At 28.6% G+C, this 24,119-nt stretch carries 23 protein-coding genes and 1 other RNA gene; 12 read left to right on the top strand and 12 right to left on the bottom strand.

Translation table 11 applies throughout. From position 1 onward, the window contains the following. Window positions 1-54: 54 nt before the first annotated feature. Window positions 55-1,932 (top strand): outer membrane beta-barrel protein, encoded by a 1,878-nt coding sequence (locus GQS58_RS02590; RefSeq protein ID WP_166382582.1) that lies wholly within the window; start codon window positions 55-57, stop codon window positions 1,930-1,932. 649 nt (window positions 1,933-2,581) lie between these two features. On the opposite strand, the gene GQS58_RS02585 is transcribed toward GQS58_RS02590, so the two are convergent. From GQS58_RS02585 to GQS58_RS02575, 3 genes are read right to left on the bottom strand one after another with little or no spacing between them, the layout of a single operon-like run. Next, on the bottom strand, window positions 2,582-3,409 hold the full coding sequence (locus GQS58_RS02585) for a mechanosensitive ion channel family protein (RefSeq protein WP_166382580.1): 828 nt from the start codon (window positions 3,407-3,409) through the stop codon (window positions 2,582-2,584). Continuing rightward, entirely contained in the window at window positions 3,396-3,596 is a 201-nt protein-coding gene (locus GQS58_RS02580) for a hypothetical protein (RefSeq protein ID WP_166382578.1), read from the bottom strand. The genes GQS58_RS02585 and GQS58_RS02580 overlap by 14 nt, the downstream gene beginning before the upstream one ends. 6 nt (window positions 3,597-3,602) lie before the next feature. Continuing rightward, the gene (locus GQS58_RS02575; protein WP_166382576.1) at window positions 3,603-4,172 is read right to left on the bottom strand and encodes an RNA polymerase sigma factor; all 570 of its coding nucleotides are present in this window, start codon (window positions 4,170-4,172) and stop codon (window positions 3,603-3,605) included. Between the two features lie 213 nt (window positions 4,173-4,385). On the opposite strand from GQS58_RS02575, the gene GQS58_RS02570 reads away from it, so the two are divergent. Next, on the top strand, window positions 4,386-4,595 hold the full coding sequence (locus GQS58_RS02570) for a lipopolysaccharide assembly protein LapA domain-containing protein (RefSeq protein ID WP_166382574.1): 210 nt from the start codon (window positions 4,386-4,388) through the stop codon (window positions 4,593-4,595). A gap of 53 nt (window positions 4,596-4,648) precedes the next feature. Then, window positions 4,649-5,092: a hypothetical protein gene (locus tag GQS58_RS02565; protein WP_166382572.1), complete on the top strand. Its 444-nt coding sequence runs from the start codon at window positions 4,649-4,651 to the stop codon at window positions 5,090-5,092. A 69-nt stretch (window positions 5,093-5,161) separates the two neighbouring features. Here GQS58_RS02565 and GQS58_RS02560 read toward each other — a convergent pair whose 3' ends face one another. The 4 genes from GQS58_RS02560 to GQS58_RS02545 form a co-directional block, all read right to left on the bottom strand. After that, entirely contained in the window at window positions 5,162-5,428 is a 267-nt protein-coding gene (locus GQS58_RS02560; RefSeq protein ID WP_166382570.1) for a hypothetical protein, read from the bottom strand. Window positions 5,429-5,555: 127 nt separating this feature from the next. Then, complete coding sequence (locus GQS58_RS02555) at window positions 5,556-5,921, bottom strand: mechanosensitive ion channel domain-containing protein (protein WP_166382568.1); 366 nt, start codon at window positions 5,919-5,921, stop codon at window positions 5,556-5,558. Between the two features lie 174 nt (window positions 5,922-6,095). Then, window positions 6,096-6,320 carry a DUF3820 family protein gene (locus GQS58_RS02550; protein WP_166382566.1) on the bottom strand — a complete coding sequence of 75 codons (225 nt, stop codon included), beginning with the start codon at window positions 6,318-6,320 and terminating at the stop codon, window positions 6,096-6,098. 89 nt (window positions 6,321-6,409) lie between these two features. After that, window positions 6,410-7,615, bottom strand: a complete 1,206-nt coding sequence (locus GQS58_RS02545; protein WP_166382564.1) for an NAD(P)-dependent oxidoreductase — start codon at window positions 7,613-7,615, stop codon at window positions 6,410-6,412. 223 nt (window positions 7,616-7,838) lie between these two features. On the opposite strand from GQS58_RS02545, the gene ssrA reads away from it, so the two are divergent. Together ssrA and GQS58_RS02535 are read left to right on the top strand one after the other, a co-directional pair. Then, window positions 7,839-8,232, top strand: a transfer-messenger RNA (tmRNA) gene (ssrA, locus tag GQS58_RS02540). Window positions 8,233-8,338: 106 nt separating this feature from the next. Further along, entirely contained in the window at window positions 8,339-9,424 is a 1,086-nt protein-coding gene (locus tag GQS58_RS02535; RefSeq protein WP_166382562.1) for a glycosyltransferase, read from the top strand. Here GQS58_RS02535 and GQS58_RS02530 read toward each other — a convergent pair whose 3' ends face one another. The 3 genes from GQS58_RS02530 to GQS58_RS02520 are packed head-to-tail and all read right to left on the bottom strand — an operon-like array spanning window position 9,425 to window position 11,794. Then, a complete protein-coding gene (locus GQS58_RS02530) occupies window positions 9,425-10,237 on the bottom strand; it encodes a 2OG-Fe(II) oxygenase (RefSeq protein WP_166382560.1) in 813 nt (270 codons plus the stop codon). It abuts the gene before it with no gap. Then, window positions 10,230-11,108: a glycosyltransferase family 2 protein gene (locus GQS58_RS02525; RefSeq protein ID WP_262887945.1), complete on the bottom strand. Its 879-nt coding sequence runs from the start codon at window positions 11,106-11,108 to the stop codon at window positions 10,230-10,232. Before GQS58_RS02525 ends, GQS58_RS02530 begins: the two co-directional genes overlap by 8 nt. Next, complete coding sequence (locus tag GQS58_RS02520; protein ID WP_166382556.1) at window positions 11,108-11,794, bottom strand: cell division ATP-binding protein FtsE; 687 nt, start codon at window positions 11,792-11,794, stop codon at window positions 11,108-11,110. Before GQS58_RS02520 ends, GQS58_RS02525 begins: the two co-directional genes overlap by 1 nt. A gap of 162 nt (window positions 11,795-11,956) precedes the next feature. On the opposite strand from GQS58_RS02520, the gene GQS58_RS02515 reads away from it, so the two are divergent. The 6 genes from GQS58_RS02515 to GQS58_RS02490 all read left to right on the top strand — a co-directional run bounded on the left by GQS58_RS02515 (window position 11,957) and on the right by GQS58_RS02490 (window position 20,565). Then, window positions 11,957-15,016: a tetratricopeptide repeat protein gene (locus GQS58_RS02515; protein WP_166382554.1), complete on the top strand. Its 3,060-nt coding sequence runs from the start codon at window positions 11,957-11,959 to the stop codon at window positions 15,014-15,016. After that, on the top strand, window positions 15,016-16,779 hold the full coding sequence (locus GQS58_RS02510; RefSeq protein WP_166382552.1) for a hypothetical protein: 1,764 nt from the start codon (window positions 15,016-15,018) through the stop codon (window positions 16,777-16,779). The genes GQS58_RS02515 and GQS58_RS02510 overlap by 1 nt, the downstream gene beginning before the upstream one ends. A 40-nt stretch (window positions 16,780-16,819) precedes the next feature. Next, window positions 16,820-17,536 (top strand): hypothetical protein, encoded by a 717-nt coding sequence (locus GQS58_RS02505; RefSeq protein WP_166382550.1) that lies wholly within the window; start codon window positions 16,820-16,822, stop codon window positions 17,534-17,536. Continuing rightward, window positions 17,526-18,338 carry a hypothetical protein gene (locus tag GQS58_RS02500; RefSeq protein ID WP_166382548.1) on the top strand — a complete coding sequence of 271 codons (813 nt, stop codon included), beginning with the start codon at window positions 17,526-17,528 and terminating at the stop codon, window positions 18,336-18,338. The genes GQS58_RS02505 and GQS58_RS02500 overlap by 11 nt, the downstream gene beginning before the upstream one ends. Before the next feature lie 230 nt (window positions 18,339-18,568). Then, window positions 18,569-18,931 carry a MauE/DoxX family redox-associated membrane protein gene (locus GQS58_RS02495; RefSeq protein WP_166382546.1) on the top strand — a complete coding sequence of 121 codons (363 nt, stop codon included), beginning with the start codon at window positions 18,569-18,571 and terminating at the stop codon, window positions 18,929-18,931. A gap of 17 nt (window positions 18,932-18,948) precedes the next feature. Continuing rightward, the gene (locus GQS58_RS02490; protein ID WP_166382544.1) at window positions 18,949-20,565 is read left to right on the top strand and encodes an amidohydrolase; all 1,617 of its coding nucleotides are present in this window, start codon (window positions 18,949-18,951) and stop codon (window positions 20,563-20,565) included. Between the two features lie 39 nt (window positions 20,566-20,604). Here the strand turns inward: GQS58_RS02490 and GQS58_RS02485 are convergent, their stop codons facing one another. Together GQS58_RS02485 and GQS58_RS02480 are read right to left on the bottom strand one after the other, a co-directional pair. Further along, entirely contained in the window at window positions 20,605-22,821 is a 2,217-nt protein-coding gene (locus tag GQS58_RS02485; protein WP_166382542.1) for an FUSC family protein, read from the bottom strand. A 361-nt stretch (window positions 22,822-23,182) separates the two neighbouring features. Further along, on the bottom strand, window positions 23,183-23,416 hold the full coding sequence (locus GQS58_RS02480) for a CDGSH iron-sulfur domain-containing protein (protein WP_166382540.1): 234 nt from the start codon (window positions 23,414-23,416) through the stop codon (window positions 23,183-23,185). A gap of 111 nt (window positions 23,417-23,527) precedes the next feature. On the opposite strand from GQS58_RS02480, the gene GQS58_RS02475 reads away from it, so the two are divergent. Next, complete coding sequence (locus GQS58_RS02475; RefSeq protein ID WP_166382538.1) at window positions 23,528-23,989, top strand: FKBP-type peptidyl-prolyl cis-trans isomerase; 462 nt, start codon at window positions 23,528-23,530, stop codon at window positions 23,987-23,989. Window positions 23,990-24,119: the final 130 nt, after the last annotated feature.

Below are 24,119 nucleotides of genomic sequence, written 5' to 3'. Positions count from 1 at the left end.
AGTGTGTTTATAATATTGACAGCAATAACTAATTAATGTTAATAATTAAATAAAATGAAAAAAATACAATTATCAACAATGCTTCTTATTCTATGTGCCTACGTAGGTAAAGCACAAGTAAAAGATATCAGTTTTACACTATCACCAGCAGCAGAATACACTTGGTGGGATGATAAAGCAGGTCTAGAAAACAATGTACTAGTTGGTGGAAAACTAGGTTTTGGTTTTGGTGAATATATAGAACTTAGAGGTATTTATTTACAATCTTTAGATCAAAAAACAGATTTCAGTAACTTTGGTATTGCTAATTATAATCCTTCCCTTTTTAAAGCACAAGATGTAACCGTTTCTCGTTATGGAGGAGAATTTAAAGCAAACTTTGGCACTAAACGAATTAAGCCTTACTTTACTTTGGGTGCTGGTGTACAGAATATAAATTTAGATACTAATGAAGATTACGAACAAGTATATGCTTCTTTAGGTTTAGGCGTTAAATTTAATATTACAAAACGTATTGTTTTTGCTTTAGAGGCAAAAAACACAAGCTATAAATTTAATTCTGGCGCTTCTTTATTATCTAGTGAAGATAAAACGAACTTTGGTGTAACAGATGCAGATTTTAATAGCGAACGTTTATCTAACTGGTCTGCTCAGGGTTCTTTACAATTTTATTTAGGAGGAAGAAAACCTGGAACTTTATCTGATTTAGATAAGGCATATCTTCAAAATTTTAAAGGCGGTTTTAAAGGTTTACAATGGGTACTAGAGCCAAGTCTTGCGTATGTAGATTTTGCAGGAGAATCTTTGTACAAAGACACGTATATGTTAGGTGGTTATGCTGGTTTAGATTTAAATGAATACATTGGTATTAGAGCCTTTTATTTTCAAGCAACTGAAAATGACGAAATCTCTACCAACTTTGATAAAATGGCCATGTATGGTGGTGAGTTTAGAGCAAGATTAAATGATGGTAATGGCGTAATACCATTTTTAACTTTAGGTGGTGGTTATATAAGTACCAGCGATAGTTATGTTTCTGCACCTAATGCAGATGGACTTTTTTCTAATGTAGAAGGTGGCGAGTTTGCTACTGGTGGTTTAGGATTAAATATTCCTTTAGGTAAGCATATATTAATTACAGGTGCCGCAAGAGCAATGATTACTTCTGGTGAAGATGCTAAAGACATTACTACTACAGATGATATTCAAACACATGTTTTTTACAGTGCTGGGATTAAATTTACTTTAGGTAAAAAATCAAAAGCTCCTAGTAGCGTTTATAAAGAAAATTTAGAAAGAGAATTAACAGCTCAAGATGATGTAAATAATAAAAAGATTGAAAACCTTAAAAAAGAATATCAATCTGACATTAATACTTTAAATGCCGACCTTAAACTAGCTTACGAAACAAAAGATGTTGAAAAAGCAGTAGAAATTCTTGAAGAGAAAAAAGAAGTTGAAGAATCTTTAAAGAAAGTTAAAGAGGTAGAAAAAGTTCAAGTAAAAGCTGTAGAACAACCAACTACTACTGTTGCTACTGCTGTGGTTTCTGAAAAAGAAGTAAGTACCATTAAAACCGAAACTACTCCTAATCAATTAGAAGAAACACCGAGATTAATTAAAATGACACCTGAAGAATTTGAATCTCTAATAGAAAAAATTCTTCAAAATATAGATAACGAAAATCCAGTACCTGCTAAAACGGAAGAAAATAAATTGATACAGACAAAAAGCAATACTACAGAACAAGATCAAAAAATTGAACAGTTAGATAGTAGAGTTAATTTATTAGAAAAGTTATTACTAGAACTGAATAACAACAAACAAACAGAAAAGGAAAAAAATAGTAAACTTCTTCAGAAAATAGAGGCTTTAAATAAAGAAATTGAATCTAACTCTAAAAATAGTGAAGAAGTTAATAAAAAACAATAGCTTACTTTACTAAAAAAAGTTACTCAGATTATTTAATTACATAGTGCTGCTAAAGCACTAATTAACAAAGTTATTGCAATATTATATTAAAAGCTGTTCTAGATAAGAGCAGCTTTTTTTTGTTTTAATAAATTTAAAAGAAGGTACGTAAAGAACTGTCTAAATAGGTTTTTATTGATGCTTAAATCTAGTACAAAAGCAAAATAATTAGATTCATATTAACTTAAACAAATACGCAAACTTACTTTTAAATCATTTATATGCATTAAAAAAAGTTTCACCTTTTAGGTTTCTTGATAAAAGTATAAGTTAAGCCTAAACAGTAATAAAACGATAACTTAAAGTGACGTTTAGTAATTGTAGAGAATCTACTGGGAATAATAAAAATAGGGTGATAAATAGTTAGTTGTATAGAGTTTAGTTTAAAAAATAAACAACATGTCTGGTTGAGCGCAGTCGAAACCTATTTTAGAGATCTAATAGTTCTATACTCTACTGACAGTAGCAAATTTAATAACTAAGAGATAAACAAAAAGCAGGTATTTAAATCTACATAATAACAACAAAAAAATGACTTAAATACCCTTTAAACGAAAAAAGAGAGCATTTTAGAATGCTCTCTTTTTAGTATATACTATAAAGAAATTCGTTAATCTATAACTTCAATATCATTAGTAACAATTTCTGAAATAGGAAAAACAATCTTATTAGGTTCTGTATTTAACGTAAGAGAAATACCATCAATAGACTCAATATAACCAGTATGATTCTTTACTTTTATCTTCTGACCAATATTATACTTCTTTCTTACATAAAAGGCTTTCATTAATTGGCTAATTACTTCCTTAGACCCCAAAGCAAGAGACAACCCAATAGAAGTTAATACTATAAAAAGAATAACGGTTAAGTTGTTAGATATAATACTAGTATTTACACCTGCTTGATTAATTGCAGCAACAGTAACAATAGTAACTATCATATAAAACACAAAATTACCAATAATATTACCTCCCATAATATCAAAAGATTCAAAGACTTTATTTAAAGAACTTTTAATAAAATTAGCAATATATAAACCTAAAATAAACAATACTATTGCACCGAATAATTTTGGTAGGTATAACAGTAAATTACCAATAACTGAAGAGATTGCTTGTAATTCTAAAATTTCAAAAGCTAAAGTTATTGTAATTAAGAAAAGTGTACACTTAATAAAAAGTAGTATTATTTTTGAAATGTCTAAATTTCTAATTTCCCTACCAAGAACTCCTTTTTGATTAAGTCTATCAGATAAATCATCAATTTTAATCAATTTTAAAACTTTCTTTAAAAAGAACGCGATTACTTTATTAGCTAACCACCCTATAAAAAGGATAAAAATCGCTCCAATAATATTTGGCAATAATTCGGTAATCACCTCAAATAAATTATTAAAAGAATTTATTGATATTTCTTTCCAAGCATTAAACTTCTCCATTCGTTTTTGTTTTAATTGTTGATTTATTTTCTATAATACTTTTAGCTGCTTCTCCGTAATTAACTGTAAATAAATTAGCTAAATCACTAACTAACAAACGAAAAGCTATTTCATTTTTTACCTCTTTTTTAATTTCTTGAGGTACTTCATGGTGGGGTTTCCATAATTCTTTAAAAGGATTTTCCATTGTATCTTAATCGTTTAGATTCTTTAATTTTACTAACTTTTCTTTTGCTCTCTTTATTCTCATTTTAATAGCACTTTCTCCAACACCATATAACTTAGAGAGTTCGTTAATGCTAAGTTCATCTTGATACTTTAACAATAATATCGTTTTATCTTCCGGACTTATTTGCATTAGCAACTTATCTAGCGCTTCTACTTTTAACTCAAAAACACTGGAATCACTAACTTCTTCCTCCTGAAAATTTTCTAATTCATAAATTGGTGCTTTAGACTTTAACTGATTGTGATGTTTATCTCTATTCACATAGTTAATACATGTATTATATACAAATACATACAACCACGCCTTAAACTTAGATTGTGATTGATACTCTTTTAGTTTAAAAAATAGTTTGATAAAAATTTCTTGTGTTAAATCTTTGGCATCATCCTTCTCTTTTGTAAACCCTAAACATTTATTGTAAATGATTTGCGAATACCGATCATAAAGAACACCAAAAACTAAAGAATTATTAGATTCGCATATAATCTTAATAATTTCATCATCGGATAGTTTTTTATACGACGTTAGATTCATTTAATATTGTGTTTAAACATATAACACGTCTAATTTTAAAAAGTCACGTTCTTATTATAACAAATAACTTTTTTATTGATAATAGTTTTTATCAAAAGATTAAGATACATTTTAATTTCTCATTTACGAAGCTAAATAACCATAACAAAAAAAACTAAAAGTGACTTTTTAATTTTGTTAGTGTTATTTATATGAGTCTAAAACTCTAATCTTATGAACTACAAAAATATTTTATCTTTAATTTTTATAGCCTTAATTGTAATTTTTTCTATACAAAATGCAGAAGCAACAGATGTCAATTTTTTATTCTGGAATCTATCTATTTCTAGAGTATTAGTTATTTTAGGTAGCTTTTCTATAGGTATTCTAGTTGGTGTTTTAATGTCTATTAAATTTAAAAAAAATAGAACAAATTCTTTCTAAGTATTAAAATCGTATAACTTTTTACTTACTATAAATAACTAAATAAAAATATAATGGCAAAGATTTTATCTGTAAAATTTGTTTCTATTCCAGAGGTTATCGTTGTTAATGACAACGATAACGATTTTACTATTTTAGTAGACATTGAATTCCATGATATTGACTTACATCTAAAAATGGAATACTGTTTGCATTTATTTGTTTATGAAATTCATGGAGAATTAGATGCACCTCTTATGGTTTCTAATTGGGATGAAAGCAAAGTTATCCCCATCTCTAAAGATAAAAAAGATGAGTATTTAGGTAAAAAAACAAAACTGATAACTGTTACATCTAAAAATGAAGTTTTTGAAGTTCCTATGACTTTAAAACTAGGTAAATTAACCAATAGAAGTTCTCATTTCTTAAAGAAAACAGCAATATTTGCAACACTAGCTCCTGCGATTGGCAGAGCTTCTAAATGGTCACTTCCGTTTGAATCTAGAATTGAGTTTTAAAATTGTATTAAACAGTAAAATGCAATTCATTTTCCATAAGAAAACTAAGAAACACATTAAATTTATTAATTATTTTTGTGGAAAAGCAGTAATTTCAAATCCTGCAGAAGCCACTTCTATTTTTCCTTCGGATGCATTTATTGCTGTTAAAATCTTATCAAATAAAATAGATTTAATACCTCTTCTAGATTTATAATCTACTACATATCTTAAGGTAAAAGTAATCCAATTTTCATCAAAAGTCATAGAAACCATAGGTGTTACTCTAGCATTTTCTATACTATAAGTTCCAATCATTTTATCCCACGCAACCTGAGAAGTTTTTTGCAAAATCACCAACCTCATCTTCTAAAATTCTGGTAAAAGTATCATTGGCAAACTTATAATCGCCATTCGTTTTTATAGGAATTGTAATTTCATCCCACAGAAAAGGAAAATCGCCAGAATAATTATAAACAGGTTCTTAAAAAACAAAACTATTGGCAACTCTTACCATTTTTTCGTTATATAAATCGCCATTTACCCAGTCTCCTATTTCCATTAAAGTAGTTCTTAACAGACCAATATCTATAACATCTCCTTTTGTACCACCTAACTTAACACGATCTCCAACTTTATAAAAATTACTAGAAAAAACGGTTACAGAACCAGCTATACTTACAATTACTTCTTGCAAAGCAAATGCAATACCAGCTCCAGCAACACATAAAGCCGTACCAATGCCCGATAATTTTGTATTAAGGGTGTATAAAATTCCGAAAACAAAGAAAAGGTAGCCTATAAAATATATTAGCTTTTTAAACTTGTATTTAGAGCTATTATCTTTCACTATTTTAAAAGTTGCTTTTTGTAATATTATTACTATTGCATAAATAAGTCTGAAAAGAAAAAATATAGAAGCAGTTTTTATAAAAATTTCGTTATTTAATAATTGATTAAGATCCAATTATTTGTTAAGAAAACGGTAGAAGTGAGACTGTTTCCTTAACAAATATATTTTTTTTTAAGTAAAATCTTGTTGAATTTTTCTAATAATATCTTCTAATCCGTTTAGTTGAAGTTCATATACCAACTCCATTTGCTTCCCTAATTTACCTGCAGGAAACCCTTTATTTTTATACCAAACAATATAATGTTCTGGTAAATTAATTAAATACCTGCCTTGGTATTTTCCAAAAGGCATTTTCATTTTTGCTAAATCGATAAGAAATTGTCTGTCTTGTAACATTATTTTGTAATAGAATTAAACTATTAAACCGCGCTGTAGGATACACTTCAAATCTGCAATTTGAAGACTTAAAATATTAAATTTTAAACCTATTCAACACCATCCACATAATCTTGTAAATAAGAAAAACGTTCTGTAAGCTTGCCGTTTTCTGTCATTTTTGCACGTTGTAAAATACCATCCTTATCATTATTGAAAAAAGCAGGAATTACATTTTCTAAAAACATTTCTCCAAACCCTTCACTTGCATCTTTTGGCAACTCACAAGGTAAATTATCTACAGCCATTACAACAATGGCATCTTTTTCTTTATAATCTACTTCTGTTTCTGTCTGTGCATTATATCCATAAATAGGATCTGCTATCGTTGATGATTTTAAGGTTGATGCCACTGGTCCATCTACATCGCAAGAAATATCTGCCACAAATTTTATATTAAACTCTTTTGCTTTTGCATCTTCTCGTGTAAATAAATATGGTGCTCCGTTTCCGTAAAAATGACCGGCAATAAAGAAATCGGACACTTTTGCAAAACGCATAAAATCAGATTCATACTTTTCTGGGTAATCGTAAAAATCGAAATTATCTAGTGTTTGTCCGTCTTTCCGTTTGTTATAATCTAACACATCTGCCAAACAATACACAGGTTCATCAAACGAGTTACTTACATATTCATCTACAGAAACCTCTTTAATGCTCATAGCATCTAACATTTCTTTTGCTCCGTAAGCAACTTTTCCGTTTCCTGTTAAAAGAATTTTTATGTTTGGTAACTTTATTTTTTTTAGTTCGTCAATTAATTCTTTTTGGCTATCTAAAGTTGCTGCTTTTGGTAAGTTAAACGTTTCGTTTGTTAAACCAATGGCTCTAAAACCATTGTAAGCACCTACAATACCCGCATAACGACCGAAACCAATTAAACGCAGTCCGTTTTCTTTTACGATGGTTTCATGATCGTATAATTCTATATTTTTTTCTAAAATAGCCAATAACAACTCTCTATTATAAGGCTGTTTCTTAATGGTATGACTAAAGAAAAAGTATTTTTTATTATTGATTAATGCATTAATTGGCACTTCTTTTACGCCAAACAAAACATCGCAATCTGACACATTTTTAGTAACTTCTAATCCTGCTGCTTTATAAGCTGCATCCGAGAATACTCTTATATCTGAAGACTCCACCTTAATCGCGGCTTCTGGATACTTTTCCTTAAACTCTTGTAGCTTTTCTGGTGAAAAAACAACTCTTCTATCTGGTGGATTTTTACGTTCTTTGATAATGCCAAACTTCATAATATTAAGGTTTTTAGGCCTACTAAAACTAGTTTAGTAGAATTGGTATAATATTTGCTCGAAGATATTAGAATTTATGGTGATAAGCAACAGTATTTTTTATACTTTTGCAAACCGCGTTAAGGATTGAAGTAACATTCTTTTTTAATTTTTTCAATTAAAAAAGATATAACGGAAAGCCTGACCACATTTATTTGTGTGGTAACGCCCAAACTATTAAAACGGGGACGACTGGTTTTGACAGCGAGGACAGTGGATTTGTAAGCATACCGAGTTATGAAATAACACTCGTTAAACCTAATTTCAACTTTTTAAACGGCGAGAATAACTACGCTTTAGCTGCTTAATCCGAATCACAGTAGGATTGGCCTCGGCACACTAGGTGTGCAAGCTTTATGTCCACGGAAAGCCCTGATTTACGGCGTTTCACTTTTGGATATCGTAAAAGTAAATATAGAAAACCTGGTACTTCGGAGGGTTTTTGAAACTAAAGAAGATAAGCTAAAAGCAGATTGTTCTTAATCAGCTTTTAGTCGAAAACCAAGAAAGAACTAAGTATGTAGAAAGCTTTTTAGCTGCTCGTTTGGACCCGAGTTCGATTCTCGGCGTCTCCACAAAAAATAAAAACCTCCAAATTTGGAGGTTTTTATTTTATATTTAAGTTGATATTTTAACTTTTTTTTGAACCATGTTTTTGTTCTAAATTACATTTAAATTAACACATTGAAAAAAATAATCGTTTCTGTAACTAATGATTTATCTACAGACCAACGTGTAGATAAAGTTTGTTGTACGTTACAAGAAAATGGATTCGAAATTATTTTAATCGGTAGAAAATTAAAAAACAGTATTCCTTTAAACAGATCTTACACAACCAAAAGAATTCGTTTAATATGTAATAAAGGTTTTTTGTTTTATGTGGAATATAATTTGCGCTTATTTTTTGTATTACTTTTTTCTAAGAAAGACATTTTACTGTCTAACGATTTAGATACATTACTACCAAACTATTTGGTTAGTGTGTTACAAATAAAAAAGATAGTGTACGATAGCCACGAGTTGTTTCCTGAAATCCCAGAATTGGTGCATAAACCTTTTGTTAAAAAATGTTGGTCTCATTTAGAAGCTGGGATACTTCCAAAACTAAAAAACACATATACTGTTTGTAGAAGTATTGCTGATTTTTATAATAAAAAATACCATACTCACTTTAAAACAATCATAAATTTACCTACTGCAAAAAAGATACGCTTTGGTAAATTTCCGTTTAATTATAAAGGCGAAAAAATTATACTATACCAAGGTGCGGTTAATATAGGTAGAGGTTTAGAACTGATGATTGATACCATTCCGTTTTTAGACCATACTATTTTAGTTATTATTGGTGATGGTGATATTTCGGATGAACTAAAACAGAAAGTAAATGAAAATAATTTAACTGATAAAATTCATTTTTTAGGTAAAATTTCTCCGGAAAAACTACATACATTAACTCCTTTAGCTAATTTAGGTATTAGTGTAGAAGAAGATTTAGGCCTTAATTATAGGTTTGCTTTACCCAATAAAATATTTGATTATATACAAGCCGAAGTCCCTATTTTAGTTTCGGATTTACCAGAAATGAAGCAAATTGCAATAGATTATAAAGTAGGTGAAGTTGTTAAAAGTAGAAACCCAGAAGAACTTGCTGCACAAATTAAAAAGTTACTAGAAAAAGATTTCTCTACAGAATTAAAGAAAACTAAAGAAGAATTGGTTTGGGAAAAGCAAGAAGAAAAACTATTATCAATCTTTAATAATTTAAAATAGTTATTTTTTGTATTGATGCGGGTTTTCTCTAATGCCTTTTTTAAAGAACTTACGTACACTAGCGCGTAAATTATTGTCTATTCTTAAGAAAACATCTTTTATTTTTTCTGAAGATCTTCCTCTAAATGTTGTTACATGAAAAGTATCTGAAACTAAAATAGGTTTGTTAGAAAAATAATAATTAGAAACACAGCATCTAACAGCGTCCTTTTCTACTTTACTTACAGAGTGCCAAGAATTTTGATGCGTTGTCATAACAACCAATCTATTAAATTTACTTTCTATAGTAGTTGCTGCTTTTTGTAATCCTTGTGGCCAAATCTCTAAATTACCTCCGTTGTCTGCCATCCAATTAGGTGTAACATAATACAAAAGGTTTAAAACGCGCCATCTATTTCTATCTTTATCATGAGAATTATCTAAGTGCGGATTTAAAAAATTGTCTTTTTCCATTAAAGAAAGTCCGCCAGCATATAAGTTTTTATCACTATAGACTTCTTCTAATTGACAAATTTCGGCAACTAAATCTACCACACTTTTGTCTTGAAATGCATAAATAACTTCTTCTAAAAGAGTATTGTAATTATCCATTTGGTAGGCTGTAAATTTAAACTCTCTTAAATTCTTTTTTCTAACAGCTTCCTTGGTTGTAGGAAATTTATTGTAAATTTCTGTCGCTAGCTCTTTAGGCAACAAATCATCTATAAAAAAATAACCAATAGTATTTTTAGATTTTAAAAACTGAATTTTTAAAACTTCTTTATTTGTAATTAATTTAATGCAAATTAAACGGGCTATTTCAGTTCTATTCATGTTTCAATTTTAAATGACACAGGTAGCTTACTTTCATACAATTTAAGAAAAAAACGGAAGATTTTTTAATGGCTAATTTTTCAAACAAAAGATAAAATACACCAACTACTCTCGTCATTCTTAGGATTGCTATTTTTCTTACCAGCTCTAATAAAGGCATTTCTTTTGTATCAATTAAAGTTTGTTTATCAATAAAGACAAGGTTTTCCATCGCTTTTTTTGTTTTAGAAACAAACAAATCATTTTTATCTAAACCCAAATGATACACCTCATTACTTAGATGTTCAATTTTATATCCTTTTTTTATCAACGCTAAAGAAAACAACAAATCTTCTCTACCGTACTCTGTTAATTTTTCTTCGAAAGTTACAGAATCAAAAACTGATTTTTGAATTAAAAAATTTGAGGTAAAAAAAAACTTTTCTGGGTTTTCTAACCGTTTTTCTAAAGAAATTTCTTCATGTTTTTTCCCATATTTATAACGTAATAATCTAAAATTTTCTTTTTTATCTTCATATAACAAGCCTCCACAAAAAACAGTTCTATCTTTTTTGAAACAATTTAAATATTTTTTTATAAAGTTAGATTTTGCAGGAACAACATCGGCATCTAAAAACAATAGCCAATTATACATTGCTTTTTTTGCTAATAAATTTCTAATGGCACTTCTACCTATATTCTTTTCTAGGCTTTTAAAACTAGAGAAAGAAAGTTTATTTATGTCGTTATTTTGTATATTTAAAGGTGACTTAGATCCATCATCTAAACAAATAATTTCAAACGGTATGTCTTCTAAAATTAATTGTTGATGCATTTCTTTCACCAAAAAAAAAGTATTGTAATTATATGTCGGTATAAGAACAGATAGCATTAGATTGTGGCTTTCTGAGCTACTTCAAACAACTCTCCTCCTTCACATTTTAAGGTTTTTTGCTTAAATTTTACAATTAACTGATAATCATGAGTTGCCATTAATATGGTTTTTCCACTTTTATGAATTTCATTTAAAAGTTCCATCACTTCTAAAGAAGTTTTTGGATCTAAATTACCTGTTGGCTCATCTGCTAAAATTAATTCTGGATCATTTAATAACGCTCTTGCAATAGCAACTCTTTGTTGTTCTCCTCCAGAAAGCTCGTAGGTTTTCTTATAAGCTTGAGATTTCATCCCTACTTTATCTAAAACCTCGTTAATTTTTTCTTCAATCTTAACTTTATCTTTCCAACCTGTAGCTTTTAAAACAAACTCTAGGTTACCAAAAATAGTTCTATCACTTAACAATTTAAAATCTTGAAAAACAATTCCTATTTTTCGTCTTAAAAAAGGAATTTCTTTTTCTTTTATTTCTTTTAAATCGAAGTCTACAATACTACCGGCGCCTTTTTGTAGTTTTAAATCGCCATATAGGGTTTTCATTAAACTACTTTTCCCGCTTCCTGTTTTACCAATTAAATAATAAAACTCTCCTTTTTGTATTGATAAATTCACGTTAGAAAGTACCAAATTTTCTCTTTGATAAATATCTGCGTTCTCTAAAAATAAGACTGGTTTTTCCATAAAAAACTTGTTTTTACAAACTTAAAAGTTTTGAACGATTTTATACTATGAATTATAAACAATTCTTATTTTTGAATTAAAATATTTTTGAAATATTTTCTTCTAACATCAAACAAAATTAAAATAAGTTCGTTATTCATTCTAGGTATCAAAAATAATTATATGAAGTTTGTTTTTATAAAAAAACGTTTTATTACATGTTTCTTTTTTCTTATTGTTTTTGTTGGTTTTAGTCAGCAAACAATTGTAGAAACGAATCCTTTAACAGAGTACAATAATGCTATAAAATTATTTAACGATAAAGCTTATGCTGCTGCACAAATAAGTTTTATAGCGATAAACAAAACGGCAACTACAGCCTCTAACTTAAAAGCAGATGCTGCTTATTATGATGCCATGTGTGCTGTTCGATTAAAGCAGCCAGATGCAGATAAAAAAGTACTAACTTTTATTGAAGAAAACCCTAATAGTAGTAAAAAAAATACAGCAATATTTGCAGTTGCAAATTATTACTTTGCCAATAAAAAAGCAGCTTACGCACTTAAGTGGTACAATAAAGTAGACGTTAGTTATCTATCTAAAGAAGATAAAAAAGAACTCAATTTTAAAATGGGATACTCTTATGTTGTGAGCAACAATTTACCTTTGGCAAAAGATAAATTTCTACCTTTAATTAATGACGCCAAATACGGAAATGATTCTAGATATTATTATGGCTACATTGCTTATAAATTAGAAGATTATGGTGTTGCAGAATCTACATTTAAAGAAATTGCAGACAACGAAACCTATCGTGTAGAAATTTCTTACTATTTATTAGACATTAGTTTTCAAGCAGGTAAATTTGAACGTTGTATTACCGTTGGTAAACAACTAATTAATACTTTTAAGAAAAAAGATAGATCGGAGATTTCTAAAATAATTGGTGAGAGTTATTTTAATTTAGAAAAATACAGCGAAGCAATTCCGTATTTAAAAGCATATACTGGTAAAAAAGGAAAATGGAATAACACCGATTTTTATCAATTAGGATATGCCTATTACAAACAAAACGATTTTGAAAATGCGATTAGTAATTTTAATAAAATTATTGATGAAAAAAACTTTGTTTCTCAAAATGCCTATTATCATTTAGGTGAATGTTATCTTAATTTAGAAAAAAAGACAGAGGCTTTAAATGCGTTTAAAACGGCTTCTGAAATGGATTTTGACAGAAAAATTAAAGAAGATGCTGCTTTAAATTATGCTAAATTAAGTTACGAAGCAGGTAACCCTTTTAAAAGTGTTGCAGAAGTTTTACAAGAGTATTTAAAAGAATACCCAAAATCTGTAGCTTATGAAGAAATTAACGACTTAGTAGTTTCTTCTTTTTTACATCAACAAGACTTTAAAGGAGCTTTAGAGTTTTTAAATAAAAAGAAAACTGAGAAAAATAATTCATTAATTTCCGAAGTTTCTCTGTATAGAGGTATTCAATTATTTAATGATCAAAAATTACAAGAAGCATTGCCTTTATTTGTAGCAGGTAAAAAAGCAACAGACGTATCTATTAGAGAAAAATCTAAATATTGGGAAGCAGAAACCTTATATCAATTAGAAAGCCCAGAAGAAGCTCTGGCTAAATTTACCGCTTTAAAAAATGAGTTAAAATCAACAGGAGAAGATTTTAAACTAATTGACTACAATATAGGGTACAGTAATTTTACATTAAAACAATATGCTAGTGCTGCCATTTCTTTCGAAAATTTCTTAAAAAAAGGTTCTATAGAAAAAGATATTAAAGACGATGCCTACATTCGTTTGGGAGATAGTTACTTTGCTCTAAGAAAATATAGAAATGCCATTAATGCTTATACTACCGTTGTTAATACCTACGGTGCAGAAGCAGATTATGCGCAGTATCAAATTGGTATGAGTTATGGTTTTATAGAAGACAACCAAGCAAAAATTACAGCGCTTACCAATGTGGTAAATAAATACCAAGTTTCAAATTTAAAAGACGATGCCTTATTTCAACTAGCAAATACATACACCATCATAAAAGAGAATAACAATGCACATAATGCCTACAATAGGTTAATAGAAAAACACCCAAACAGTATTTTTCTACCAAAGGCATTAGTCCGTCAGGGATTGTTGTATTATAGTGAAAATGAGAGTAAAAAAGCATTGGAAAAATTTAAACAAACAACCAGTCAGTTCCCAAATTCTCCAGATGCTTTTGAAGCAGTTGCAAATGCTAGAAATATTTATATTGATAATGGCAATTTAAACGATTATGTAAATTGGATATCTGGCTTAAAATTTATCAATGTTACAGATTCAGATTTAGATAATACCACCTTTGCTGTGGCTGAAAAGAAATATTTTGAAGCTAAAGAAGGAAATGAAATTATTGCCGCACTTTCTAAATATACGCTTTCTTTTCCTGAAGGAATTCATAAGCTAAAGGCTAATTATTACTTGGCAGATATCTTATTTAAAGAAAAAGCATTTAACAAGGCCATTGCCTATTATCAAAATGTTTTAGAAGAAGGACAAAATGAATATAGTGAAGATTCTCTTGCTAAATTAGCACAAATATTTCTTGAAAGAGATGAGTTTGAAAATGCCATACAAATTTTAGACAGATTAGAGTTAGAGGCCTATACTGCAGAAAATGTTTTATTTGCCCAAAGTAATCTAATGAAAGGCTATTATGAAACAGCAGCTTACGGGCAGGCTATAGAATATGCGAAAAAAGTTCTTGCAAAAGAGAAGTTAAATAGCCAACTAGAAAACGATGCTAAAATAATAATTGCACGCGCTTCTTTTAAAAACGAAGATTTCTACACTGCAGAAGAATATTATACAGAAGTAGAAACTAAAGCTTCTGGAGAATTAAAAGCAGAAGCATTATTTTATAATGCTTTCTTTAAAAATCAGCAAGAAGAATACCTAGACTCTAATAAAACGGTTCAGAATTTAATTGCCAATTACTCTTCTTATAAATATTGGGCTGTAAAAAGTTATATTATAATGGGTAAAAATTATTATGGTTTAAAAGATGTATATCAAGCTACTTTTGTTTTAGAAAACATTATTAAAAACTTTACTCAATTTGAAGACATTGTTGAAGAGGCTAAAAAAGAGCTCAGAAAAATAAAAGAAAACGAAGCCAAAACTAATAACTCTGTAACTCCTATTAAAGAGGATAATACTATTAAAAATAATAAAAAATAATGAAAAAAGGTTTCACATTATTTCTCGTTTGTTTCTCATTTTTAAGTTTAAACGCTCAAAAAAAGGATCAGGCTATAGACACCGTAAAAACAGAAGTTGTAAATATTGTTACAAAATACAATCCTAAAATTTCTGATGCCAAAAAAATTAATAAAAACCCAAAAATAGAATTGCTTAAAAAAAGTGAGAAGAAAAAACTAGAATACACTATTTTTTCTGCTCCAGTTGCCTCTACTTTTATCCCTAAAAGTGGTGTTGTAAAAGGCATTGATGTGGGCGTTAAAGAAAGAATTTACAACAACTATTTAGCTGCTGGTTTTGGTAATTATACAACTCCATATTTAGAAGCGTATCTAAAATATAGTACCAGTTTTAAAAACGAGTTTGGTTTTAATGCCAAGTATTTAGCTTCTCTAGACAATGTAAGTAATACCGTACTTAACAGTAATTTTTCTAACTTTAATATTGGCGCATTTTACAAACAAGAAGAGCGCTATTTCGATTGGAAAGTAACTTTAAATTCTGAAAGAAATCTTTATAATTGGTATGGCCTACCCGACCTTAATTATACTGATCCAACAATTTCTGCTATTAACGAAGAGCAAGTATATAATTATTTCGACTTAATTGGTGAGTTTACTTTTGAGGATTCCTATATTGATTCTGGAAAAATAAACATTGCCAATTTTACAGATAGTTATAAAAGTAAGGAAACCTTAGTTAAATTTGATGCAAAATTGAACCTGCCTTTAGATTTTATAGGATCAAATTTAAATGACCTTTCTCTAGCAACAAGTATTGAGTTTTTACAAGGAGAATTTAAAAACGATTATAGCAACTCTAATTCTTTAAAATACGGAACATCTACCATCAACATAAATCCTCAATATAAAATAGAATATGAAGGTTTTTCTATAAAAACGGGCTTAAAACTAATTGCTTCTTTTGATTCAGAAAACAGCGCTAATAACTTTTTTATATTACCAGATATTTTTGTAGAAGGACCAATAATGGACGATTATTTAAACATTTATGGTGGTTTTACTGGTGATTTACATACCAATAGCTACAAAAATTTTACAGAGGAAAATCCTTACGTTTCACCAACCCTTTTTATAACCCAAACGTTAGAAAAATCGAATCTCTTTTTTGGACTTAAAGGTTTAATTATAGACGATTTAAGTTTTAACGTAAAGGCCAGTTTTAAATCAGAAGAAGACAAACCTTTGTTTATAAGAAACAATTCTAAATCTGATGGAACTAATACTGCTTTCAATAGCATGGATTTAAACGGTTATGAATACGGAAATTCTTTTAACGTGTCTTATGATGATGTAAAAACCAATTCTTTATTTACAGAACTAGAATATGAGTATTCTAAAAATTTATCCTTCGGATTACAAGGAATATACAACAACTACAAGTTAAAAAATGCAGAAGAGGCTTGGAACTTACCTTCTGTAGAAGGAAGTATTTCTGCCAAATACAAAGCAACAAAATGGTTTGCAGGTGCTAATATTTTCTTTGTAAGCGAGAGAAAAGATGCATTATATAGTAACCAATATCCAGCTAGTTTAAGCGGTACAGAATCTATAAATTCTTTTGCAGATGTAAACCTAAACGGAGGGTATCATTTTAACGATAAGTTTTCTGCTTTTCTAAAATTAAACAATGTATTAAATACAAAATACCAACGTTTTGCAAACTTTAATACACAAGGAGCTCAAATACTTGGAGGGTTAACCTATAAGTTCGATTTTTAAAAAACGGGTATAAAAACAACCTTTTTACTAAACTTATTTTATGTTATATTACTTAATTATTGGACTTCAAATTTATTGTGCATACCACGCCTATAAGAATAGAAACAATATGTATTGGTATTTTATAATATTTTTTGTTCCAGTAATTGGTTGTATTATTTATCTTTTAACACAAGTAATAAATAAAACAGACGTTACACAAATTACAGAAGAAATTACCACTATAATTAACCCTACTAAAAAAATTAAAGAGCTAGAAACTGCATTAAAATTTTCTAACACATTTCAAAACAAGATTAATTTAGCAGATGCGTATGCACAAAACAAAGAGTACCTAAAAGCAATTGATCACTACGAAAATGCGCTAGCAAGTAACTTTAAAGACGACCCACATACCATAAATAAACTCATTATTTGTTATTATAACGTTCAAAATTACGACAAGGTTATTGCTTACGCTCCGAAAATAAACATTGAAAAAAACTTTAAAGAAACCATCTTTTTTTATGGTTTAGCGCTAGAGCAAAAAGGTGAATTAGAATTAGCAGAAATTCAATTAAGAAAAATTGACATTAGATATTCTCATTACCCTGAAAGACTTGAACTGTCAAAATTCTTAATTAGAAATGATAAAAAAGAAGCTGCTAAAGAAATTTTAACGGAAGTTACTACAGAAATAAATGCAATGACAAACGTAAATGCCAGAAAACATAGAAGCATACTTTCTGAGGCTCGTAAAATTCTAAATGAAAATTAAATATTTATTTAAAGGAGTATTACATCTATTAATTTTTATATTTTTAACTGCAACAACTCAAATTGGTGGCATAGTATATGTAATTACATTTTTATTAGTTTCTTATAAAGTATCAAAATATAAATTGAAAAGAACATTTGTTTTCATCACCTTATATTTCATAACATCCTTTTTAATAGTTCCTAAAGTTGCACCATTATTTGGACGTGTTAAAATTGAAAACAATAAAAACTTAGAGGCACATAACTTTATTACCAAACTCTTTAATAGAAATTACATTACACCTAAACTACAAGAAGTGTTAACTGCTGTTTCTTTAAAAATGAAGATTGAATCGCCTACTCTAAAAGTGGTATATTTAGATGCAAATTTCCCTTTTTTTGATGGCTTTCCGCTACTTCCCCATTTAAGTCATAATGATGGTAAAAAGATTGATATTTCTTTTATTTATCAAACTAAAAAAGGAATCATATCTAATTTAAAACCATCAAATAGTGGTTATGGAATCTTTGTAACACCTTTAAATAATGAAATTCATCAAACCAATATTTGCAAGAAAAAAGGCTTTTGGCAATATGATTATACCAAATACGCTACTCTTGGAAGCTTCAATTCAACTTTAAAAATCTCAGAAAAAGCAACCAAAAATCTTATTATACACATCTTAAAAGAAGATGCTATTAGCAAAATTTTTATAGAACCTCATCTTAAAAATAGGTTTAACATCCGTAATTCTAAAATTAGATTTCATGGTTGTGGTGCTGTTAGACATGATGATCATATTCATTTTCAGGTTAAATAAAGAGTCATTTCATTTTTGTAGCTTTATAAAATTAAATGATTTTACAAATATGAAAAATGACTACTCTAATTTTTATCATCAATCTTACTAATATTTTGTAATAGATAATTAAAAAAACAGTGGATAATGTTCAATTTTCATCCGAAGAAAAATAGATAGGATAAAAAAGGGTGTTAGAAATTAATGTAGGTTTCATTTATTTAACAACAAACTCTTAAAATCAGAATTGAATGGCAATTTTTATACTAATTCTTAAAATATTTTTCGGTGTTTTATTCTGCTTCGCAGGAATTATGCACGTTATAAAACCTAATATTTTTAAACATTTTATTCCCAATTTTTTACCGAAACGATTGGTCAATTATATTGCAGGAGTTATTGAGTTTGCAGTAGGCTTAGGACTGTTTTTTCCATCTACTGTAAAAAATGCTGCTATAGGAATTTTTATTTTGCTGATCCTCTTCTTGCCCATTCATATTTGGGATGTTACCAAAGAAAGACCTGCTATTGGTTCTAAAAAAATAGCTATTGTTAGAATTCCGTTACAATTTTTATTAATATATTTATCCTACCTCATTTACCTAAACTCATAACCTTAGAATCAACCAAAATGAAAAAACTTCTTTTCTTCTTCACCATATCAATTGCTTTTATTTCTTGCAATAACAAACAGAAAACAGATTTAATTATTATCAATTCGAATGCTTATACCGTTAATAATAATTTTGATAAAACGGAAGCTTTTGCTATAAAAGACGGAAAATTTATAGCCATAGGAACATCCGAAGAAATTCAAGAAAAATATCAATCAGAAAATATAGTTGATGCAAAAAACCAAACAATTGTACCTGGTTTAATAGATGCACATTGTCATTTTTATGGAATGGGTATGCAACAACAAAAAGTACCTCTAGAAGGCACTAAAAGTTACGACGAAGTTTTAGAAAAGATTGTTGCTTTTCAAAAAGAAAAAAACGTCACTTTTATTACGGGTCGTGGATGGGATCAGAATGATTGGGAAGTAAAAGAATTTCCTACTAAAGAAAAATTAGATCAATTATTTCCAACAACTCCTGTTGCTGTTGGTAGAGTTGATGGACATGCTTTATTGGTAAATCAAGCAGCAATTGATTTATCTGAAATAACAAAAGATACCAAAGTTTCTGGGGGAGAAATTATTTTGAAAGATGGTGAATTAACTGGAGTCTTAATTGATGCTGCCATGGATTTTATCAAGTTTCCAGAAACTACAAAAGAAGAAGCAATTCAAGGTTTATTAGATGCTCAAAAAATATCTTTTTCTTACGGGTTAACTACGGTAGATGATGCTGGTATCAACAAAAAAACAATTGAGTTAATTGATAGTTTACAACAAACCGGAAGTTTAAAAATGCGTATTTATGCAATGGTTTCTGGCGATAATCAAAAAGAAATAGATTATTACATTAACAATGGAATTGTAAAAACAGACAGACTAAATGTACGTTCTTTTAAGGTATATGGAGATGGTGCTTTGGGTTCTAGAGGCGCTGCAATGCGCAAACCATATTCTGATAGGGAAAACCATTTTGGTGCCTTAATTTATGCGCCAGAGAGATACGAAGAAATTGCAACACAAATTGCAGCCTCTGATTTTCAAATGAATACACACGCTATTGGCGATTCTGCAAATACTTGGCTTTTAAAAACCTATAAAAAAGTTTTAAAAAATGAAAAAGACAGACGTTGGCGAATAGAACATGCACAAATTATTGCTCCTGAAGATTTTAAAAACTTTGATAATATATTACCTTCTGTGCAACCAACCCATGCAACTTCAGACATGTATTGGGCAGAAGATAGAATTGGAAAAGAGCGAATGAAAGGTGCGTATGCTTTTAAAGACTTACTAAATATATATGGAAAAATTGCATTGGGTACCGATTTTCCTGTTGAGCAAGTAAATCCGTTTTTAACATTTTACGCTGCTACTATTAGAAAAGATCTTAACAATTATCCAGAAAATGGTTTTCATTTGGAAAATGCATTAACTAGACAAGAAACTTTAAAAGGAATGACTATTTGGGCTGCATATTCTAACTTCGAAGAAGAAGAAAAAGGCTCTATTGAAGTTGGCAAGTTTGCAGATTTTGTAATTCTTAACCAAGACATCATGAAAGTTGATGGCCATAAAATACCGAATACAAAAGCAGTTGCTAGTTATGTAAATGGTAAAAAAGTGTATTAATATAAACACTTTATTTGCTATTTTAAGTTTGATAAAAAACTAAATTTTTTTGATGTTTTTTATCAAACTTTCAGACAAACTTAATAGCCATCTTACTTGCTCGGAAACCAATTGTGTTTCGTGCAATTGAGATCTCATTTCTTTTGTAATTGGCAATCCTTTTTCTATTTCTTTATCTCTCTCATTTGATAAACTTTGAAAATAATCATCATAGTTTTTTGTAGCAATAGCCAACTCTTCAGTCTCTAAACAAATAGTAGATTCCGTATTATTTAGAAGTTCTTTCGCTTTTTCTAAATTAGATAAAATGTGCTTTACATACACTTCAAATTGTAGTGGCACTTTACCCGTTTTATTAGTTCTTATATACATCCCTAAAGATGAAAGTGAAGACAAATAGGTATTAAAAATAGTCATTAACTCATAAAATATCGCAATATTTTCTTGCCTAGATTTTGGCTCCTGAGCCAATCTTTGATATGCTGCATTTAGATTTCCTACTTGTAAAAAAGCCTCTTTTCTGGCCAAGGCATATACGGTAGGCACTTCTCCTTTTTTGTGATACAACACATCTATTTGTTGTAAAAACGCTAAAAAACCATCAATTGATTTAGATAATACTTCTTTTATATTTTTAGCTTCCCAAGCGGGCCAAAAAAAATAATTTGCTACGTATGCTAACAAAGAACCAATTAAGGTATCTATAACTCTAAACTGTATAACCTTTAAGATATTTGGGTGGATTAAAGCATACATAAAAACGACATAAAGTGTAATAAAAGCTGCCGCATTTCTATAATTCTGCTTCACTAAAGAAAAACCAATTATTAAAGATAATGCAGCTATTATTCCATAAATAACTGGGTTTTGTGTTAAAAATATAATTCCAACTCCCACTGCAGCACCAATTAATGTACCTACTACTCTATTCTTGGTTCTTTCTTTAGTTAAACCATAACTAGGTCTCATAATAACAACTATGGTTAATAAAATCCAATAAGATTGTTGCATTTCTATAGCAGAACCAATTATAAAACCAATTAACATGGTGAGTGTTAATCTTAAGGAATGCCTAAAAATAGGTGACTTAAAAGTAAAATTTACTTTTAGTTTTTTAAAATCATAATCTTGAGGAGTTAAAAACTGTTCTGCATCTTTAATAGCTCTAATTTTATCATTTTTATAGTAGTTATCTAAGATTCTAATAATATCTAATAAATTACTGATTTGTTTTTCTTGATACCCCTTATAATTTAATAAAAAGATAACGCCTTCCCTAGATTCTGGTAAACCAACTTTTATTTTATAAATTTCAATATGATTTTCTATTTTTTTAAGTAAAACCTTAAAATTGTTTTGATATGTTAGCTTTTCTTCTTTTAAAATAACTTTTGAAATGTGCTTTAATTTTTCTGAAACTTCAAATATTAAAAGTTTAAATTCATCTAATTTCTCGTGATGATCTTTAAATATAGCATCTAACTTTTCATAGTCAATTGTATTTGAAATTCCGAGTTCATAGATTTCAATAATTTTAGAAAAAATTAATTGTTGACGTCGTATTCTATGACTAAATCCAGAATTAAACTTTTTTTCTAAAACAACTTCTCTTATATTTTCTTGAAGTTCATTTATCTCTGTTTGAAGTTTAAAATGTTGTTCTAAAAGAGAACTTCTATCATTCGTTTCAACCAATAACGCTCCTCTTATTTTTATAAATTCTGCTGTTTTTTCTAATAATTGAACAAACAAAAAATCTGCCTGAACTGCAGGCAACAATAACTGGGTAGAAATTGCTAAAATTAAATACCAAACACCTCCTAAAAGGATAAATAACGAATGCTCTAAAATAGAAATTTCTGTACTATGGTGCCCAAAAGCCAAAACAATTGCTATTAAGCCAGATAAAGAAATTAAAGAAGCTCTAAAACCAAATACAGAAATATAAGAAACTAAAAAAACTAAAATAATTAATAAAGGAGCAAGAATAAATGGATAATTATTAAAGGAACCTATTAGTAATGTAATGGAAAAAGCTAAAATTATGGATGCCACCATTCCATAAAATTTATGTTTTACACTACCTGAAACATCTGATGGTGCACATAAAATAGCGCCTAAAGCAATACTAAACCCTACATTATAACTATCGAAAAAATAAACTGAGACAATTACAGCAATTACCATAGCTAAAGCAACTAAAAATGCTTTAATAAAATAAATACTCTTAAAATATCTAATTAAATTTTTAATCATAAATGAAATTAATATTCAAATTTAAGAAGATTTTTATCTAAACCTATTAATTATAAGGTAATTAAACTTTAAAAAATAATGATCAGAATAAAAGAGAGAGTCTCGTATACAAAAGTGAATAATACACCAATAAACTAGTGTTTTTTTATATTAAACTATAACGAAGTAAAAACACTTGTAAACAAAATTATATGAGAAATAGGTTTGTTTACTATAAAATAAATAAGGTTGTCTAAAAAGTGAATTTTTGTCAATCTGAATTTATTTCAGATTCTTATGAAGATTGAATTTCAGTAAGTTAAGAGACTGAAACAAGTTCAGCATGACAAGGTTTATTGCTTTTTAGACAGCCTTATTATTATTACTTATGCGAGCCATCACAAAATGGTCCGTTTTTAGTAGCCTTACAAGCGCATAAATTTCTTGTTTCTGTTTTTTCGGCAGTAAATACATTCGGACTCATACCGGTTCCTCTATGTTTCCCATCGCATAAAGGTTGGTTTTCTGACAAACCACAAGTACACCATGCATAGTTTTTTCCTTCTTCTAATTCAACTGGTATAGATTTATCTCCAGCTCTTTTTGGTAATTTCATAATTATTCTAATTTAGAGCCTTAATATAACTAAAATAATGAATAGTTTCCATTGTTAAATTATATAATGATTTGTATTTCTTTTATATTCGCCTAAATAAAAAAACGAACCATGAAATCCTATTTATATTTATTTTTATCAATAGTGCTTTTTACTTCTTGTATAGATTCAGAAAATGAAGTAATTCAACCTGAACCTCAAACAGAAGTTGATATATTAAAATACATTGAAGACAATAATTTAGATGCTACAAAAACTGAGTCTGGTTTATATTATGTTATTAACAGTCAAGGAGAAGGAACTCAACCAACAAGCGGTTCTGATGTAACTGTTTCTTACAAAGGAACGTTTTTAAATGGAGTTACTTTTGATAAAAGTACTGAGGCCGGAATAGAATTTAATTTAAGTCAAGTAATTAGTGGTTGGACAGAAGGTATACAACTTTTTAAAGAAGGTGGTGAAGGTCTTTTAATAGTTCCATATAATTTAGGTTATGGAATAAATAATAATAGAGGTATTCCTGGTGGTTCTGTTTTAGTATTTGATATTAACCTAATTAGTGTTAATAACTAGACTAAATTTATATCACATAAAAAAAGCGAAACTTATTTAGTTTCGCTTTTTTTGACACTATCCTAAAATCTGTGTAAGTTAAAAAACTCAGGGTTAAATTATTTATAGTTTAATCCTGTTTTCAAATATA

This window comes from Polaribacter sp. 11A2H, from assembly GCF_011379025.1.
In the GTDB taxonomy this organism is placed as follows: Bacteria; Bacteroidota; Bacteroidia; order Flavobacteriales; family Flavobacteriaceae; genus Polaribacter.
This window is presented reverse-complemented; position numbering and strand designations above follow the sequence as displayed.